We start from the raw sequence: 415 nt of genomic DNA, 5'->3' as shown, positions 1-415 counted from the left end.
CCACTGAAACACAACATACTTCTCAGTACCCCCGCCAAAAGTAACACCAATAATCCCTCATCTAAAAATCCAACCACTGAAACTCTCTTCATAGTGGGTCACCCATGGACCAGCGTCCCAATAATCCCTCATCTAAAAATCCAACCACTGAAACTCGGAAGAAGCGATGCCTACGATATCCCCAGAGGAACCAATAATCCCTCATCTAAAAATCCAACCACTGAAACTACGAATTTGCCGGAATCCACACGGCAGGACGTACCAATAATCCCTCATCTAAAAATCCAACCACTGAAACTTTAATAAAAGGCACTGGTAGGGAGGTAATCCTCCCATTTTTAACTGACGCTAAAAGTAGAAACCTAGGCTGCTAGAGCCAATTTTCTTTTGGGTGGTATACCTCCAATTGCCGAGT

The organism is Legionella londiniensis, assembly GCF_001467825.1.
Lineage (GTDB): Bacteria > Pseudomonadota > Gammaproteobacteria > Legionellales > Legionellaceae > Legionella_A > Legionella_A londiniensis.
Note: the sequence above shows the minus strand (reverse complement) of the source record.